The following is a 19,497-nucleotide window of genomic DNA, read 5'->3' as shown; positions in this document are numbered from 1 at the left end:
AATACAATATTTCCTTCAAGATAAGCTAAATCTTATTTCGCTCCCATTTTTTGGAACGAATATTTTAATCCAACCAATACATATCTACCCAAAGTTTGCGTCACAGATTGCTCATAAATATTCTGCGTATAATATTGACTTATTCCTGTATTTTGATTCAATAAATCGACACCTTTCACATACACTTGCAAAGTTTTAGCCTTCAATAAATTCACACCAATACTTGCATTCCATCTTATCAACTGCGAATTTGTTTCAAAATCTGGGTAGAAATAATGTTGTAAATCTGTTCCAATTTCCCATCGATCCTTAATCTTAAATTCAACATCTCCATAATAGTTAAAGTTGCTATATGTATTGTTGAAGGATTCATTCTCTAAATAATTATTGATTGAATAAGTATAGGCTACCCCAGCTTTCAAACTCACTACTTTTTTAGAGATATTCTCTACAGAAAAGTTCGGTTGGAAATAATACGAAGTATATTCATCTTGATTCCCGTTTAAATTCACCAAACCATTCGATACAGAAGCATTCCCTGATAAGTGAAACTTCGATTTAATAGGATATAAAGAAGTTCCGAAAGCAACATTTGCAGACAAACTTTTTTCGTCACCTAAATTCTGAGGAATGATTTCCTTAACATAAAACTCATTTATATTTTGCGAATAAGTGATATTATCCTTTACATAATTACCGGTTATAGATGCAAATAAATAAGTGAAGTTAAATTGACTGAATCGTCTAAAACGCATTTGAACTGTATGATTGTATTCCGGCTCTAATGCAGCGTTCCCTAAAACCACTTCCGAAGGGTTGGTATTGTTTGGCAAAGGTTGCAATTGATCTAATGTAGGCGCAGTAATAGAAGTATTATAGCTCAACCTTAAATTACTTTGTTTTGTCGCATCCCAGTTTATTGTTGCTGCGGGTAAGATATAATCGAATTTTACAGGATTAACAAGTATGTCTTCCCCCGACAATGTCAAGTTCTTATATGCTGCCCCAACTGTTGTTTTAAGATTCGTTAGAATCACTTTATGATCGAAATCAATGTCATGTGCAGTTTGCGTATAGTCGCCCACAGCAGATAAACCTGGATTAAAAATCTCTATCTCTGTTTGATCAAACACTTCTTTATTTCTAGAGGAATTTGCATTACTGAACGTATATTTTAGTTGAATTAATTGATTCTTAGAAATGGGTTCTGACCACAACCAATTCGCCGATAAATTATTCGAATTTAACTTTGTAAACTGGCTTTGATTTGTTAAGAAATCATTAGAAAGGCCAACTAAATAAAGTGTTGTCAAATAATCTAACGTTGTTGATTCATCGTCATTACTTGTTGAATAACTAATTCCCCCACCAGTATTTCTGCCAGCTTTCAAGAACTTTTTACGATAATTTGCAGAACCTGACAGGTCGTAATTAAAACTATTCTGATCTAAAACTGTATTAAAGACACTTCCTAAAGCGCCAATTCCATTATAATTTTCAACTGTACTTTGATTGTTATAATCAGTGTTTTCCCATGACCCATTAATATCGATATTTAAAAATTGAGTCGTATCAAATTTTTGCTCAAAATGAATGGTCCCTTTATTTTCTAAAATATTACTTTGCTGATTGACCAATTCGTCTGTTACCAAAGAGGAATCTGTATAATAAGTCTCTCTTGTTAATGTTTTGTCGTAAGACTTGATGAAGTCTGTTAAAAATAACGACGTATTAAAAATGGTTTGTTTCGATGGTTTATAATTAAAATTCAAACCAACCGCATGTGTATTCTGGTATCCCGAATTGCTGCTATTGTTAATTGGTAGACCAGAAGACTGAAAGCCACTCCCTCCAATTCTGCCACCTCCACCACCAGAGAAATTTTGATAATCAGAATAATTAAATCCAGTTTCATTGACATTATTCGACATCGCAATTGCAGAAAATTGAATCTTATCTTTAAACCAATGCACATTCGCTTTAGATTGGTATCTCACTAAATCTTGGTAAGGCACATCAGCACCCAATCCACCTTCAACAGAACCAAACATGCCCTTTTTATGGTCTGCTTTTAACTTCAAATTAATCGTTGGTGATTCCGATCCATCATCAACACCAGTAAATTCAGCCATGTCAGATTGTTTATCATAAACTTGTACTTTCTCAACCGCTTTGGCAGGCAAATTCTTTGTTGTTATCGTTGCATCATTTCCAAAAAACTCTTCTCCATCTACCAGAATTTTCTCTACTTTCTTTCCTTGCACTTCAATTGAACCGTCTTCTGCGACAACCACACCTGGTAATTGTTTTAATAAATCCTCAACGACATCATGTTCTTTCGTTTCAAAAGCACGCGCATCGTATTGAATGGTATCCCCTTTTATTTCAATTGGAATGTATTGTCCTTCTACTACGACCTCATTTAGCATTTTAGCTTCGAGTATAATTTTACCGAGATCAACAGGTTGTCCGTCACCGGCCACTTGCACATTGCGTTCGAACGGTTTAAAACCAAAAAAAGAAGCTTTAACAATATAATCACCCGATTTAATATTCGCTAAACTAAACTCACCAATTGAGTTCGTAATCGCATACGATTTAAGTATTGAATCCTTTGCTCCTATTAACATAACAGATGCACCGGGAATAGATTCTGTATCATTACTGTACAATGCTCCTGTAATTTTAGATGATTGCCCGAATGATACAGACAAGAACAACAATGCGATTATTAATAATAAGTTTTTCATGAATTGCGTATAATGTTTTTAAGAGATGCTAATTGATTAATGTCTTGGTGGTCCGCCTCCTGGTCCGCTACGGCCTTCCATTTGTTTTTTCATTTGCTCCATTTTCTTCTTCACAAGATCATCATACTCTTCTTGCGTTACTACCTTACCTTTATTTGGAATATTAATTTCTTTAGACTTCACTTCACGCATAATTTGGCTCACCAAACTTATCACGGTTTGACCGTCATTTATATTTAAATAAACCACTAAGCCTGGCAAACCACCAAATCCAGCAGGACCAGCATTTGTTGCAATCTCTGGCGCAAACCAAGCAGTTACTGTAGTGGTATCATCTTCTTTTGGGATAAAAACAGCTTCCAGACAATTCAACCCTCCAACTTCCTTCATTTCTCCAGTTAATTTCCAATTGCTTAATCCAATCGAATCTTTAATCAGAAAAACCTTATCCATAAATTCTTTTTTCTGAACAACTAAACCATTTTCAATATCCATAAAAACGATGTCATTCGCTGGTGCTAATCTTTTTTTCATTCTCGCCATTCGGTCATCTTCTTGACTTAAATCAGGCTGAATCGTATCAATGATATTCGAATAAAGTGAAGCTTCTATATTGACCAATAACCTTGTGCTGACATCTACAAATTCAGGCACAAATTCTTTCATTCTATCCCCTCTTGGTCCTGGTGGTAATTTACTGTGAACATTTTCTTTCACATTATAAATAAACTCTCCAGACACTTGCGAAAAGCCAGTTGTAAAAACTAGAAGGGTTATTAATACGAGTATATTTTTCATTTTATAATTAATTGGTAACGATTAGACAAACGAAAGTATAGAAGGTTTAAACAGATTGTAAAAGAAATATTATAAAAGGTAAAAAATAAAGAAATCACCCATTTGGGTGAAGTCTAAAAATGTCCTAAACGCTACATTGCCGCGGTTTCGATTCATAACTGAAGCTTAATCTCGTAAATCAAAAAAGTCGCATCAAAACGTTGATGCGACTTTTTTATTGAATCCAAGCTCCTCAGTTAATCGAGTATTGATAGGAGACTTTAGTTATGAAGAAAATCTGCTGTTTTAGGGTTATTTATTAAGGTCTTGTTACCAACCAACCTTTTTCGGTTTTTGTCGCCTTATAAATACCTTTTGGCCAATCCATTTTCAAGGCAGTTCCCTCCTCTATATTCCACCTTTTAGAATCTTCTTTGTTTATCACTAATTTAGTTTGAAAGCCTTCTTCCATAATAAATTTTCCATTATTTAAACTTTGAACAACTTCCTTTGACATCGTTCCTTCATCTTTAATAAATTCGAGACCTACAATATCATCCACCAAAACATAAGGATGAGCCATGATCATTTCACCAACAACTTTTAAATCTATAGCAACTTGAAGTTTACAGATACCGAACCCTGTACATCCCTTTTTTTTCCGTCCAATTTGCACACTCACTTTAAAAACCTGTTTTTTTCCTCTGTTAATTGCATTTGACATTTCTATTTCTTCCACATGAGTAGATTTATGATTAATTGTTGGTTCTGGACCTACAAAAGATAACATTGTTAAACTTGCGGCGATAATTAATGTAATTGTTTTCATATATAAAAAATTTAGTGTTTAAATAAATGATGACCTTCACCATTTAACTACCCTACAAAACTATGAACAACAACATGGTTTTTCTTCACCCGAATGGATGAAACACCCTCACCCAACTGGGTGATTTACGACCATATACACCAATAATAGCGCGAATATGAATTATATCGCATAAAAAAAGGCGTACTAGAAGTACACCTTTAATAACTGTTTAATTATTTTTTTTTACAAAGGAATGTTCCCGTGTTTCTTTTTAGGAAGGTGGGAAACTTTGTTTTTTAGCATATCAAATGCACGAATTAATTTTGTTCGTGTTACTGATGGTTCTATTACCTCATCAATAAAGCCATGTTTAGCTGCGTTATAAGGATGCGCGAACAATTCGGCATACTCAGCTTCTTTTTCTAATAATTTAGCCGCTGGATCAGCAGCTTCTTGAATTTCTTTTCTGAAAATAATCTCTGCAGCACCTTTAGCACCCATTACAGCAATTTCAGAAGATGGCCAAGCATAGTTCATGTCAGCACCAATATGTTTAGAATTCATTACATCATAAGCACCACCATAAGCCTTACGCGTAATTACGGTAATTCTCGGAACGGTTGCTTCACAGAAAGCATACAATAATTTTGCTCCATTGTTAATAATCCCATTCCACTCTTGCTCAGTACCAGGTAAAAATCCAGGAACATCTTCTAAGACTAATAATGGAATGTTAAACGAATCACAAAAACGAACAAAGCGACCGGCCTTGTTTGAAGCATTACTATCTAATACACCTGCTAAAAATGCGGGTTGATTGGCAACAACACCAATACTTTTACCTGCTAAAAAGGCAAATCCGATCACAATATTTTCTGCGTATGTTTCTTGTACTTCGTAAAACGAATCTTCATCAACCAATTGGTTAATGACATCTTTAATATTATAAGGTTGATTTGGATTATCTGGAATAATTGAATTTAAATCTAATCTTGTTTCATCTTTTGCCTCATAAGGATAACTCGGTGCAGCTTCTTCACAATTCTGCGGTAAATAAGTCATCAATTTCTTAAGGTCATTGATACATTTTAAATCATTTTCAACAGCGAAATGCGCAACACCCGATTTAGATGCATGCGTAGTAGCACCACCTAATTCTTCAGATGTTACTTCCTCATGTGTCACCGTTTTTACAACATTCGGTCCTGTAACGAACATAAAAGATGAATCTTGCACCATATAAATGAAATCTGTCAAAGCTGGGGAATAAACAGCTCCGCCAGCACAAGGCCCCATTATAGCAGAGATTTGTGGTACAACACCCGAAGCCATTGTATTGCGATAAAAAATATCTGCATAACCTCCAAGTGAAACAACCCCTTCTTGAATTCTTGCTCCTCCAGAATCATTTAAACCAATCATTGGAATTCCATTTTGTAATGATAAATCCATAATTCGAACAATTTTCTTTGCGTGTACCTCAGCTAATGAACCACCGAACACCGTAAAATCTTGAGAAAAAACATACATCGGTCTACCGTGTATTGTTCCGTAACCAGTTACTACTCCATCACCTAAAAACTGTTGCTTATCTAAACCAAAGTTTGTTGACCTATGAGAAGTTAACATGCCTATTTCCTCGAATGAACCTTTATCTAACAATAAGTTTAATCTTTCTCTCGCAGTTAATTTTCGCTTTTTATGTTGCGACTCAATTCTTGCTTCTCCACCTCCTTTTAAGGCTTCTTCTTTTTTACGATTTAGTAGTTCTAATTTCGATCCCATGTTGTCATTTAAATTGGAAATCTAAGTTAGTATTTATTTTAGTAAGGTGTAAAAGTTTAAATGAAAAATGCTCGAATTAGTGCAAATGAAGGAATGTTGATTATTGATTGTGTTTTTAACAGATTAATATTTATTGTTGCCTGGGCAAATCTTATTCCATTTCAAACCATCATTTGTAATAGCGACTTAGGACTTGAGACTCAAAACTATTCAACAATAAACTTCTCACTTGACAAAACCTCGCCTTTTGCATTCACAGCATTCAACACATAGACCCCACTCTGAAAATGTGAAATATCAACCTCACAAGTAATGTCGTTGGTGTTTAGCTGCCATTCGTGTACTTTTTTACCATTAATTGAATGGATTGTTATTGTTGCAGGCTCAAAATTATCTTGATGATGGTAATAAAATAAGGTGTTTTGCGCTGGGTTAGGATAAATTTTACTTTGTATAGTTTTAACTGGATTATCTATCCCCAAATCATCATCCTCACAACCCGGTACTAAACAACCATATTCGTCTGTTTTTACAAGCCATGCTTTTTGACCAGGTAAATCAGTATATCCTAACCTATCATTGGCTTGCCCAACCATTACAAAACCACCATCAGGCGTTAATTCAACGTCATACAATTGATGTTCTCCTCCATCACCCAGTGGTGGTACTTTCATATATTTGCGGTGCCATAATAATTCACCAGCAATATTAAATTTAAGTAGACAACCTAATATACCTCCCTCACCTGGTGTAAAACCTACCGCCACAAATTCACTGTCATTTAAGGGTAATATTTTAGTGAGGTTAGAGTACGGAAGGCTAACAGGGAGGCCATATCGGAATTCCCAATCTATCGAATAATCTGCATTTATTTTTACAATTCTTACATTATACTGCCTTGAATCAGTTTCTGGTAAATACTCGCCAATTCTACCACAATACAAAAAACCTCCTTCTGTTGTCTTTGTCAAACTATTACAATCAAAACTTAATCTATCTTCCCAATACGTCACTTCTTCAATCAATTCACCAAGGGTGTCGATTTTCATTAATCGCGTATGATGCCTGCGGTCCTCTGTTTCAAAAGCATCTTTTCGGTAGGCGCAACCAATCATTAATTCATTGGCGTTGAGCTGAACCATACTAGCTGATGCCAAGGCATTATACTCTTCAATATCATCACCATAATAACTTTTTTTAACCATTAAATTACCGTATTTATCTAATCTGAAAAAAGTGAAGCCCACCAAGTAATTCTCTGAATGTTGTACATGTACAATGCCATAATAAGTGCTGTCTGCACTTTGTATTAGAGTAGAAGGGTTTTTTCCTTCATTTGAATCTTCTGTATAAAACTCAGGGAAATAATTTATATTTAAAACCTCACCTTGTTTATTCATTTTTATAAAAAAATAGGAATATGGATAATCTACAGAAGCAGCAAGAGCGACATGAGCGAGATTGCTATCTAAAGTAATGATCATCTTAGTTTGGCTCATAAAACTTAAACCTAAAGAATCATTTCTATAAATTTTTATTGAATCTAAAACACTGCCAAAATTAATAAACGATAAAGAGCTTTCGTTGTCTTTAAAACCTGCAAGTGAGGACTGAAAACCGCTTACAAAGTATTTATCATTAATTACAAGAACTGTAGAGAAAATTGCATTTGACTCATCATTAAGAGTGTACCGTTCGTTAATCACAGGCTGTGCAATACAAACACGAAAGGTCATAAATAAAACAAAGAATTTAATATTTAAGATGATTTTTAACATGTTTTAAATAGTGTGCATTTATGCCGTTATGAAAGTGAAAGTAATCTGAAATATGATTTTAGAATAACTCTGCTTTCTATTAATGTTGTACAATTACTTTTTGGGTACCCAATACTTCTTGCGTACTTATTGTATACACGCTTACCATGTATATTCCGTTGGAAATACTTGAAATATCCCAACTGACTAAATTACAAGATTTAACTGAGTTAAAAAAAATCTTTTTCGCACCCGTATTCTGCAATTTAGTAGTTATTTACTTTTTACTCCATTTTACGCTTATTCAGTATTTATTCCTTTTACTTAGTGTCTGGTCGGAAACTGACGCTTTTTTTTACAAATTGCATAAATTTTGAGAAATATTTTGTTTTTATTTAAGAGATGCCTTAGCTTCAGACGACAAGAAAAAAAGTAAAACAGGCTCAAAAGAAGCTATTTTAACATTGTTGTGATTCCGACCAGAAACTACTTATCTATTTGGCTATTAAAAGAATAGAAGGAACATTTTGTGCGCCTAGTTCTGCAATTTAGTGAACACCATCAGCGGTTTGACTGAGGTTAGAAGTTAAAATAATAATTATTGTAGACTGAGCAAATCTTATTCCATTTCAAAACGTCATTTGTAGTTCAAGCTTCTTATTTTGTCTACCGTAGATTACTTAGATTTTAGACTTGAGGGTGGAGTGATGTTGTTTCCTGTTGAAGTATTGAGGATATGCGATTTGAAGAGGGTTCGTGATATTTTTTACCACAGATAACTCAGATTAACAAAAATTGCACTAACGACAACGGACTCAAGACGCTACAACTCTTTTCCGCGTTAGGTATTGCAGCGGATATCCTTTTCCCTACTTCTAATGGGGAAAAGATTAGAGCGTAAAGACCGACTCCGTCGCCGATCATTGAGCGGTCCGATTTCTATCGGGACGAAATGAAGGGGACGGAGAACGCCACAATAAAAACACCTATCTTAAATCATATATGCTAACCTTTATATAGATTTGTATGTTTGATAGTTGGCATATTTTATGTAACTAATCATTTATAATCAACTATACCATTGCATGCGAATTATACTTTGTCTACTTATCCTACTTTTTAATTTTACTGCTGTTGCACAAATTACTGCGGACAGAAAAAGTTATGATTTTGGTGATTTATACGCCAACGCTGAAACGTATATTGATTTTACTTTCACGAATAATTCAGGCAAAAAACAATATTTATTGAATGTTCAAAAGCCAAGGGAAGTCTATTATAAATTCTCTGGCAAAGTATTAATGCCTGATAGCTCTATTATTATTCGTTTAAAAATTAACGATAAGATTAAGGGTAAATTCAACTATAAAGTAAACGCATATTTTAGTGATTCGAACGATCCTACCGTTCTTAAATTGACAGGCAATATCAAAGAAGTTTCGAGCAACCCTTTTACAGATTGCCCCGATTTTAATTCAACTCCTACTGGACCGGTTTCTTACGAATTTGCTGTCACAGTTAAAGTGCTTGATTCATTAACTAGAGAACCCATTAAAAATGCGCGTGTATATTTTGTGCAAAACGGCAGTTCATACGATTCATTTAAAACGAATGGTGACGGCATTGTTCATGAAAAAATTCCGATGGGATATTATTATATGGTTGCAGAAAGAAATCCGTATAGAAATAACGCCAAAGAAGGTTACTTAAATTTTCAACGCAATTATGTAGAAATATTATTAAGTAAAGATGAGGTTGAAGAATTTGAAGAGGAATTGATTGTTTATGAAGAGCCCATTGAGGAGGAAGAAGTTTTTGAAGAAGAAATAATTGAAGAAGTTGAGGAAGAGGAAGAAGAATCAATTATTATTGACACAGAAGTTCGGGAAGAACCTGAAGTGATTGAGGAGGTTGTTGAGGAAGTAATTGAAGAAGAAGAGGCTCCGGTTATTCCTGTAGTGCTTACTCCTTTAGATGAATTGCCAGATTCAGTTTTTGATGAAAGACATTTTAAATACAATAATATCACTTTCATTTTAGACGTTTCAAGCTCGATGAATTCAGCAGGTAAACTTGACTTATTAAAACAATCAATGATTGAATTGGTTGATATTTTGCGTCCGAATGATTTTATATCTGTCATTACATACTCATCAACAGTTTCTGTAATTGTGGCTGAAAAAACGGGAGAAGACAAGGAGTTTATCATTGACAAAGTGAATAAACTGCGCACGAATAGCTCGACTGCTGGAGGTGATGCCATACGTGTTGGATATAACCTCAACAAACGTGTTTATAGTCCGGAGCGCAATAATATTGTGATTATGGTAACGGACGGTGCATTTAACAGAGGCAGTAATGACTATATGGATATCATTGGTCAAAACTATAAAGACAAAGGAATTATCTTTTCAGTTGTAGGGATAAGTACATCAGAATACCTAACTGACCATATGCGATCAATTACGGTAGAAGGTGGTGGAGATTTTGTTGAAATTCGATCGTTCACCGATGCCGAAACAAAACTGGTGAAAGAAATCAAAAGAACATCGTTCAGAGGTAGATAATATCTACACTGTTGAAAAATGGTTCTTTAATACATCTTGAGTATATAGGGTATCACTCAAAAACATATCTATTGTTAAGCTAAAAAGCCTGAAACAACAAAAAATACCAATAACAATAAAACAACTAACTTCGTTCTCATAGCAATAAAACTTTTAGTTCTATTACAATAACGTTCGAGTTACAGATTCGTGTCGTCTAAAATACACTTAGTTTCTCACAAGTTTTAAACAATTTGAAATAACGTATTGATTTTCAAGACCTACGAAATCTTCCAAATCTCAATATACTCGTTAGTATTCCTCGGATTTAACCATCTTAATAAACGATCTATAGCACTTGGCTCACAAACCTTAACCAAATGTAGTGCTGGATAAAGGGTTTTATAGGCATCAATTCTTGCACTTAAATCTTGTTCACCACAAAAAAGTATATAGGCGTATTCCTTATTTTCATAGACCTTCAAAGATTGAGATTCATCACCTCTTGCGACAGCATTTAAATACCAATTTCCACTATAAAATCTTGGCAACATAGACACACCTGTTTCACCAGTAGCTTCCTGCAATATACTTTTCCCTTCCAAATCAACATCGTAGAAATAATACATAGACTCTACCCGTGACTTTTTTGAATAAGTAAACGTAGCAAATAATAAAATTGGAATATTTAGGACCCAGAAAGTACGCCAAGAAAAACGCCAGAATTTTTGCCAATTAGCTTTCTCTAATAATGGCTGGATACCTAGTATACCTAGAATAAAAAACAGCGGGAAAACTGGTAAAACAAAACGCTCTTGTTTACTTGGATAGAATGTATGGAAAAGAATAAAAAGAAGAACTGGCACAAAAATAATTGCATACTTCTTCGCCGAATTAAAATAACCTATACCTATTAAAAGGCCGAGCGGAATAAGAAAAAGACCCATTAGCACTAAAAAGTACATCGCGTAATTATTATTCGGAATGTACGCTGTGCCTTCATTCATATTATACAAAGTATAGCCCAAAAATTCGGCAAAAGGCGTACCCCAAATAATATAATCTACCAATCCTTGTGTAAGTCCGAAAACAATTAACACTCCAATTGAATACCAGATAAAAGGTTTATACTTTTTTTGAAAGAAGAGCACTATCGCTATTCCTAGCGCAAAGACGCCAACTTGATATCTAAAGGAAACCGCAAGTCCTAACAGTAAACCAGCATATAAGGCATTCTGCCATTTCTCATCCTTTAATAAAACCCAAACACCCCAAAGAATAAAAGGTATGCATGTAATTTCAACCAAATTACGAACAGATAAAAAAGGTAAAACCCATAATAATGCCATTACCCAACCAACTTGAACTGCAATTTTTTTACCGCCTAAACGGTTCGCTATTTTATAACTGAAATGAACAATTAATAGAGAGAATAGCGCATGAACTAAACGGTTCATTAGCATTAGAATTTTAGGATCTGCAATGCCAATTGTTTTTAAGATAGATATCAAGATAAAATTAAGACCTACATAAGTAAAGCTATGCCCTTCCGGAGCACCTCTATTACCTTCAGACCATGGCAACCAGTGATTATAGTCAAATCCATCGACCCACGAACCAGCAGCCTCGATAATCAAAAAATGATCATCGTGCATTCCATAACCCTGTGAAAAAAATGCGGCGATAATTCTAAGAATTAAAGCCGCAAATAAAATGTTCTTATAAGACGTAAAGTCAAACCTTTTTATCATTCAATTAATTGTCCATTTCTGTTAGTAAGGTATAAGATTCCAATTTCTTTTTGTCATCATACGACTCACTTCTAATCATTCCAAAATCCAAAGCGTACCAATCAGTACTGTAACTATCTCTTTTCATAAAACCCATATCAACCTGTTTTTTAGAAGTAATCTTAGCGCATTTAAAAGTACCTGCAGTAGTTTCTATTGTTTCAAAACCTTCCACTGTTCTATCCATAACAGTGACTGAAATATCCATCACTTTCATGCCACTTGCCGAAATTACCATATTCATTTCACCATCAGCCAATTTCATTCCTTCACTTAATGTTCCAGGTAATTGAATTTCCTTCTGCGTCATTTTAACATCCATATCCTTATAAGCAGAAGTTAATTGTTGCATCATATCATCTAAAGAAAAATGAAACACACCATTTTCACAATAAGATTCCATGTCATTTTCCATGATTACCTCGCCTTTTTTATCCTTAATAATGGAATGTAATTCGAAAGTGACTTTACCTGCCACCTCATTAATTGATTTGATTGTAACCTCACTAGAACTTTCAACTTTATCTTTAGGGTTGTAATTGGTATACACCATTTTAACCCCTTCTTTATAAGGAATATAAGACTTACAAGGCTCATTTTCAGCTTTAAAAGTAAAACTAAAAACTCCTAACCCAACAATAAGACTGACTGCAATAACAAAAATTCTATTCTTCATAATGTATATTTTTATATGCCACTTGGTGTAATTACAATTAAAAAAGTAACCAAAAAGCGGCAAAACTTTATGTGAATTACCGTAAAGATAATCTTATTCTTTTCTTTTTCAAATCAAAAGAGAGAACAATCAATTGACCTAGATTAAACGAATATTCGTATTTTTGTTAAAAAAACAAATCAATTATGTCAACCACAGCTATAGCAACTAATATTCAAGAAGTCCTTGATCAATTAGGAATAAAAAAAATGAACGAAGGGGCATCTACTGGTGCACAATGGATTAATACAAAAGGTGAACAAATCGATTCTTATTCGCCTGTTGATGGAGAGTTGATTGGATCAGTTAAAAGCGCAACGCTTGAAGATTACGAAACAATCATCGCAACGAGTCAAAAAGCATATAAGACATGGCGTACAGTACCATCACCAAAAAGAGGTGAAATTGTAAGACAGTTAGGTATAAAATTGAGAGAATATAAAGAGCCACTAGGAAAACTAGTTTCTTATGAGATGGGTAAATCTTATCAAGAAGGTTTAGGTGAGGTTCAAGAGATGATTGACATTTGCGATTTCGCAGTTGGTCTATCTAGACAATTAAATGGATCTACTTTACATTCTGAACGTCCAGTTCACAGAATGTATGATCAATATCATCCATTAGGAACAGTTGGAATTATTTCTGCATTTAACTTCCCCGTTGCAGTTTGGGCTTGGAATACAGCTTTAGCTTGGATTTGTGGTGATGTTTGTGTTTGGAAGCCATCTGAAAAAACACCTTTAACAGCAATTGCTTGTCAGAACATTACAAACGAAGTTTTTAAAGAAAATGATGTGCCAGAAGGTGTATCAAATGTTTTAATTGGCGGTGCTGACTTAGGTATTGCAATGGCAAATGACAAAAGAGTTCCTTTAGTATCTGCAACAGGATCTACTAGAATGGGTAAATCTGTTGGTGAAGCAGTAGGAAAAAGATTAGGTAAATCATTATTAGAATTAGGCGGAAACAACGCAGTAATTCTTACCCCATCTGCTGATTTAAAAATAGTGCTTCCAGGTGTTGTTTTTGGAGCTGTTGGAACAACGGGTCAAAGATGTACATCAACTAGAAGAGTGATTGTTCACGAATCTATTTATGATCAAGTAAAAGATGTTTTAGTAAAAGCATATAATCAATTAAAAATTGGTAATCCTTTAGATGAGTCTAACCATGTTGGGCCGCTTATCGATGCTGATTCTGTAAATACATATTTAGCTGCTATTGAAAAAGTAAAAGCTGAAGGTGGAAAAGTATTGGTTGAAGGAAAAAAATTAACAGGCGAAGGTTACGAGTCTGGTTGTTACGTTTCTCCTTCTATTGCAGAAGTTGAAAACAGTTATGAGATTGTTCAACACGAAACATTTGCACCTTTGTTATACCTTATTAAGTATAGCGGTGATGTAAATAATGCAATTGAAATTCAAAATGGCGTTAAACAAGGTTTATCATCATCAATATTCACAAACAACATTCGTGAGTCTGAGCAATTCTTATCTGCTTCAGGATCTGATTGTGGAATTGCAAACGTTAACATTGGTACTTCTGGTGCTGAAATAGGCGGAGCATTCGGTGGAGAAAAAGAAACTGGTGGTGGACGTGAGTCTGGATCAGATGCTTGGAAAGTTTATATGCGTAGACAAACCAACACAATTAACTACTCAACTGAATTGCCATTAGCGCAAGGAATTAAATTCGATTTTTAATAAATTATTTTAAAGGCAATTCGTAGAAAATACTGAATTGTGTATACCCATATTTTTGTTTGGTTGATTGATTATCGTTCGTTCGGTAATCAATCATACCAAACGAATATGATCCTCTAAAGCCCAAACCAATTTCACTTTTTATTGCCATTCCAACACGCAATCCAAAATCAAACGATTTTAAATTTTTCACACTACTTGATTCATTGATCTCATAAGCATATTTAGGCGGTAGAAAAGCTGTAAGCAACCCCGATTCATCGAACGAATTAATGTCAATCGTCTGCAATAAAGGCACATTACTTTCAACAGATTCGACCGTTTTGGCGCCGATCATAAACCCAAAATAAGGACCTCCAAAGAATTCCAACATCTTATATTCATATTTAATAAGAAGTGGCATCTCAATATAATTCTGCGTGGTTGCAGTTTTCGTTCGTGTATATTGATAAAGATTCAAATCGTCCCCTGGCAACGCATCTTCAAAACCAAAAAGTGACAATTTAGTGGAATCATAAGTTTCCAAATAATGTTTTTTTTGGCTGTAATAAACACCTAAACTCAAGGCAATCTCATCCGTCAAAGCATAATCAACATAAATCCCACCATTCAATCCCAAATTATAATTTTGCAGAAGAATCCGTTCGCCTATAGGCATAACATTCCCACCTATATCCAGTCCTATTTTGTATGATTGAGAAGAACTATTTAAAGCGAATAAAAGAATGGTCAAGGTTAAAACAAGTTTCTTCATTCCTTAAAAATTTAAGGTATCTATTGTACGCATTACACCATACCATTTAACAATCTTCTCTCCAACACCTGGCACATTCACATGAATTAAATATATGCCACTTGCAATAGGAATACCTACTCTATTTTTTAGTGTCCAATCAGCGAAAGTTAAACTATTATCTTTTTCTATTGTTGTAATCAATCCGCCTCGTAAATTAAATATATTAATCGTACACTTCTCTGGTAAATTCGTAATCTTAACACGGTTATCTATTCGATTATTTTCATAATCAGAATAAGCATAATAAGGATTAGGAACGACTTTAATTTGATCTAATGCAGAGATCGCAGTCTCAGCATTATTCGTGATTGTTTTTATAGCATCTGTAGAAAATCTATACGCTGGAATGCCGTCATTAATTCCTGTAAATTCTCTTTTTTGGTATGGATGCGAAACACGTAATTTCATTCTAACGTCAGAGGACAATAAAGTCTCACCCTCACGCAAGAGTGGTTGCACGACCCATAAACAATTTTTCCATGCGTCTCTATATCTAGAAAAATTCTCAACCTGTAATTGCTCATGAAGCCATTTTCCATTATCATAACCAGGCATATCACTATCATCAACCCCAATACCAAAAACATAAATTAAATGCCCTCCACCAATAATAGGCTCACCACTTAACTCCTCCATAATTCGAGAAGTAGGATTCCATTTCATATCAGCGCCGTTTTCACCATTGTACCATGAATTCTCTCCAAATGCCATATTTAAACGCTCTCCTGTTTCAACATCAATTGCATATCCAGGAAACCAACTCATACCGGTTGTTTCAAGAGGATTTCCATTAATATCTAACGAATTTGACGTTCTTAATTTCATAATTGATGAACCACCAATCGCTTGCGCAGCAATATGGCCAGTTTCTATGACTGGACACTGTGTCCATTTTGATTTATCATTTGTGTACACAATATCTACACTATGAATATCTGCTAAACTAACCTTTGCTTGAACGACTGATGGACTAAACCACGAAGAAGGACTAAAGGTAACCGGATCATAAGTAACGTCTGGATATCCAATCGGCATACCAATAAAGTTATTTCCGACTAGATTAAATGGTGCTACAATGCCACTTAATAAATCCTCAAAATCTTGTTCTAAATCAAAGTCTTTGTCATTATAATAACAGGGATTATAGTAATTCGTTCCATTGCATTGTTCCTCTGTTGGAGAAAAATCTCCTGAACGAATCCAATTACTCGGATCATATCCATCTGTATCTTCATAACCCGTTAACCAATTTTTAGACGAATCGGCAAAAACCATTTCTGCACCAATTGGAACAGTTCTATATTTATAATAACCTAAAATAGTATTGGTATAAGTACTTTGTTCAATCCACACCGACAATCCCCATTCAGGAATCAATTGTTCATTCCCTGCAGCAATTGTATTATTAGAAAAGATAGTATCAGTACTTCCGTTATTTACAATAAACCAATTTGATTCTTCAAGATTACCTTCAACATCCTCCGTAAAATACAACTCAAAATTACCTGAAGGTACATTTAACGGGTCAATAACTTTTATAACAATTGGTCCAGCTCCCGATTTATAAGAAAGTTCATCTGTATTACCTTGAGCCAGTATTTCTTGTTCTGATTTCTCAGAAATATCAAGCCAATTTCCTGCATTCCCCCACCCATCTATTCGTGTAATTGGCAATTCATAACCATAATCAACAGCAGAAATGGTTCCTCCATTCTCAGGATTCGGTGAATGAGGAATTGCTTCGTAAGTAATCACTTCACCAATGGCAGCTTTTCGACTCGCAAAATATGGCTTTTTCTGTCCGTCCAATTTTGAAGGATCATCAGGATTATACTTTTTATACTCATTTGAAGCATAAGCAATAACCATATAATAATAACGTTTAAAATTGACCAAATCTCGGTTACTTGTTGCAAACAAATCTTCGGTTATATTAAATGAGTGGCGAATTCCTTCATTCTCGCCTTCAACCATAATATTGCCAACAGATAGGCCAAGTGCATCATTATATTCGTAATTATCCAGCCTAGAAATATCATCTTTTATATCAGTTTGAAACACCAACCTTGCTTTACTAATATCATCCAATTCTGAGGCGGAAATATTTTCATCGACCAATTGAAACACTTGATATCCTTGAAATGAATAATAACTATCAAAATCTTCTACATCATCTACATTCACAATAAATGGATCCAATTCTTTATAATCTTCATCAAAATTATTTGACCCAATAGGATTATAGATTGAAAAGATCAACTCATTCTCCAATTCTTGAATAGATAAATTAGGAGCATGAGGACCATCAAGTACTTTAAAACAATTATCAAACAAAGCCTGTGCTTTATCATCTGCTTTTTGAAGGGCTACAACTGATTGAAACGGATCACCCGAAACAGCTCTTGCCCAAACAATACCTGTTGTAATATTATTGACTGCCCCAGGTTGCAAAATGAATGGCCCGGAAGACTGTGCAAACCTACGATCATAAGGAACATTTCCAGCACTTTGTTCCGTCCATAATGGCTGTGGAATACCACCGGTACCCCAACCTATAGGATCGGTATCTGCAGGGAACATATAATTTGATATAACTGTTCCATTCGCATCTGGATCAGATGGATGACCATTTCCACCATAAACGAATCTAGTACCGTCTTTCCAATATCCACTCAAATAATTATAGTAATCTTGACCTGTTTGAGGATCTGTCGTGGCAGTCAATCCACCGCCTCCTAGATTATTATAGTATAAAAAACGGCTCATTCCTAAACGTTCATTATCAACTATTCCATCACCATAACCAATTCCTAATCCTTCATAAGGCACACCTTTATTTGTAGACGCTTCGAAGAAATTTTCGACTAGAGGATTATCTATAAAATCATTATCTTGATAAGGTCCTTCAAAAAAATCTATCCCCGCTGCCGGAGGATTTTCACCATAACCTAAATATCCCCCTTCATCCGGATCGGTTGCGCGTCCATTATACGTATATCCCAAACCCCTACTGACATCACAACCAACAAAATCATCAAAAGGTCCTCCTAATGCACCATCAACAAAAACTCCAAAATAAGTATCATACAAAGTTTGTGTCGAACGATTCACCAATTCGTAATTGTAAAATGTCATATTGTTCACCTCATCATTAGTTGCAAATGCAAAAGCCTGACAACGAATCTCCATTCCAAGAGGTTCGGCACCTGTTTCTGTATGAATGTTTCCTTTATCGTTCATCACCCACCAAACGGTTTGATCACCATATAATGTTACTGTTCTATCAACACGGCAGTCCAATTCCTTATTTATATCATACCAAGGATAATCTCCATCTTCTGGTTCATAAGTACCATCCCCATTTCTATCGTAAAAAGGAGCTAAATAATAATTTTGACCTAATCCAGTATCTCCATGAGCAGGCCACGATAATATAGATTCTGGAATAGAATATTCTGGAAAATTTTCTGATTGTGTATTGGTACCTTCTTCTGCATCCTTCAAACCAGCGCTAAACCAAGCATCAAAGAGACGCACCTCATCTTGTGTAACCACATAATGTCTATCGTATTCTTTACAAGTTGCAGGCACTATTTCGGCATCACCATCTTCTGTTAGAGGACCGGTCCAATAATCTTGTCCGTCTCTATATCTAACAGCTGCTATTTTTAATTGACCGTTAACATCAATTCCACCTAACCATAAGGCTGAAGTAAACAAGGCCATAATTCCAGACCCCTTCGGCACTTCGTATTGAGAATTATTTTGACCTGGAATTTGCCATAAATTCCCCCCGGACAGAATCAATGCCTTTACATTGTTAAACTCTAAATAAGTGGCAGCCGAGGCAGGAGAACACCCTGCAGCTCTATCCTCAATATGCACAGCTGGTCTTCCTCCATACGGTTGCGCCATCAATCCATTGACAACAAACAAAAGCAACGCCAAATAAATCTTTCTCATAAGTGCAATTTAAAAAAATTTAAGGTTTAATTAAATCTTCTTTTTTAGAAATATTCGAATTATATACAACTCCAAATATAAGTCAATCAATTTATTCGGTTAAT

At 34.8% G+C, this 19,497-nt stretch carries 11 protein-coding genes; 2 read left to right on the top strand and 9 right to left on the bottom strand.

Features of this window, described 5'->3' with window-relative positions; translation table 11 throughout:
- Positions 1–32: 32 nt before the first annotated feature.
- The 5 genes from T367_RS0113050 to T367_RS0113030 form a co-directional block, all read right to left on the bottom strand.
- Positions 33–2,750: a TonB-dependent receptor domain-containing protein gene (locus T367_RS0113050; RefSeq protein ID WP_027420254.1), complete on the bottom strand. Its 2,718-nt coding sequence runs from the start codon at positions 2,748–2,750 to the stop codon at positions 33–35.
- 36 nt (positions 2,751–2,786) lie between these two features.
- A complete protein-coding gene (locus T367_RS0113045; protein ID WP_027420253.1) occupies positions 2,787–3,548 on the bottom strand; it encodes a GLPGLI family protein in 762 nt (253 codons plus the stop codon).
- A gap of 298 nt (positions 3,549–3,846) precedes the next feature.
- Positions 3,847–4,356: a hypothetical protein gene (locus tag T367_RS0113040; protein WP_027420252.1), complete on the bottom strand. Its 510-nt coding sequence runs from the start codon at positions 4,354–4,356 to the stop codon at positions 3,847–3,849.
- Positions 4,357–4,581: 225 nt separating this feature from the next.
- The gene (locus tag T367_RS0113035; protein WP_027420251.1) at positions 4,582–6,123 is read right to left on the bottom strand and encodes an acyl-CoA carboxylase subunit beta; all 1,542 of its coding nucleotides are present in this window, start codon (positions 6,121–6,123) and stop codon (positions 4,582–4,584) included.
- Between the two features lie 206 nt (positions 6,124–6,329).
- Complete coding sequence (locus T367_RS0113030) at positions 6,330–7,901, bottom strand: T9SS type A sorting domain-containing protein (protein WP_027420250.1); 1,572 nt, start codon at positions 7,899–7,901, stop codon at positions 6,330–6,332.
- Positions 7,902–8,965: 1,064 nt separating this feature from the next.
- On the opposite strand from T367_RS0113030, the gene T367_RS0113025 reads away from it, so the two are divergent.
- The gene (locus T367_RS0113025; protein WP_027420249.1) at positions 8,966–10,447 is read left to right on the top strand and encodes a VWA domain-containing protein; all 1,482 of its coding nucleotides are present in this window, start codon (positions 8,966–8,968) and stop codon (positions 10,445–10,447) included.
- Positions 10,448–10,707: 260 nt separating this feature from the next.
- Here T367_RS0113025 and T367_RS0113020 read toward each other — a convergent pair whose 3' ends face one another.
- Entirely contained in the window at positions 10,708–12,177 is a 1,470-nt protein-coding gene (locus T367_RS0113020; RefSeq protein WP_027420248.1) for a glycosyltransferase family 39 protein, read from the bottom strand.
- Positions 12,178–12,181: 4 nt separating this feature from the next.
- Positions 12,182–12,892 carry a TapB family protein gene (locus T367_RS0113015; RefSeq protein WP_027420247.1) on the bottom strand — a complete coding sequence of 237 codons (711 nt, stop codon included), beginning with the start codon at positions 12,890–12,892 and terminating at the stop codon, positions 12,182–12,184.
- 185 nt (positions 12,893–13,077) lie between these two features.
- On the opposite strand from T367_RS0113015, the gene amaB reads away from it, so the two are divergent.
- Positions 13,078–14,634 (top strand): L-piperidine-6-carboxylate dehydrogenase, encoded by a 1,557-nt coding sequence (gene amaB, locus T367_RS0113010; RefSeq protein ID WP_027420246.1) that lies wholly within the window; start codon positions 13,078–13,080, stop codon positions 14,632–14,634.
- Positions 14,635–14,638: 4 nt separating this feature from the next.
- Here the strand turns inward: amaB and T367_RS0113005 are convergent, their stop codons facing one another.
- Both T367_RS0113005 and T367_RS0113000 read right to left on the bottom strand, forming a co-directional pair.
- Positions 14,639–15,388, bottom strand: a complete 750-nt coding sequence (locus T367_RS0113005; RefSeq protein WP_027420245.1) for a porin family protein — start codon at positions 15,386–15,388, stop codon at positions 14,639–14,641.
- A 3-nt stretch (positions 15,389–15,391) separates the two neighbouring features.
- Positions 15,392–19,393 carry a hypothetical protein gene (locus T367_RS0113000; RefSeq protein WP_027420244.1) on the bottom strand — a complete coding sequence of 1,334 codons (4,002 nt, stop codon included), beginning with the start codon at positions 19,391–19,393 and terminating at the stop codon, positions 15,392–15,394.
- Positions 19,394–19,497: the final 104 nt, after the last annotated feature.

The organism is Crocinitomix catalasitica ATCC 23190, assembly GCF_000621625.1.
Taxonomy (GTDB): Bacteria; Bacteroidota; Bacteroidia; order Flavobacteriales_D; family Crocinitomicaceae; genus Crocinitomix; species Crocinitomix catalasitica.
The sequence above is the reverse complement of the archived record's forward strand: the minus strand, read 5'-3'. Positions and strand labels throughout refer to the sequence as shown.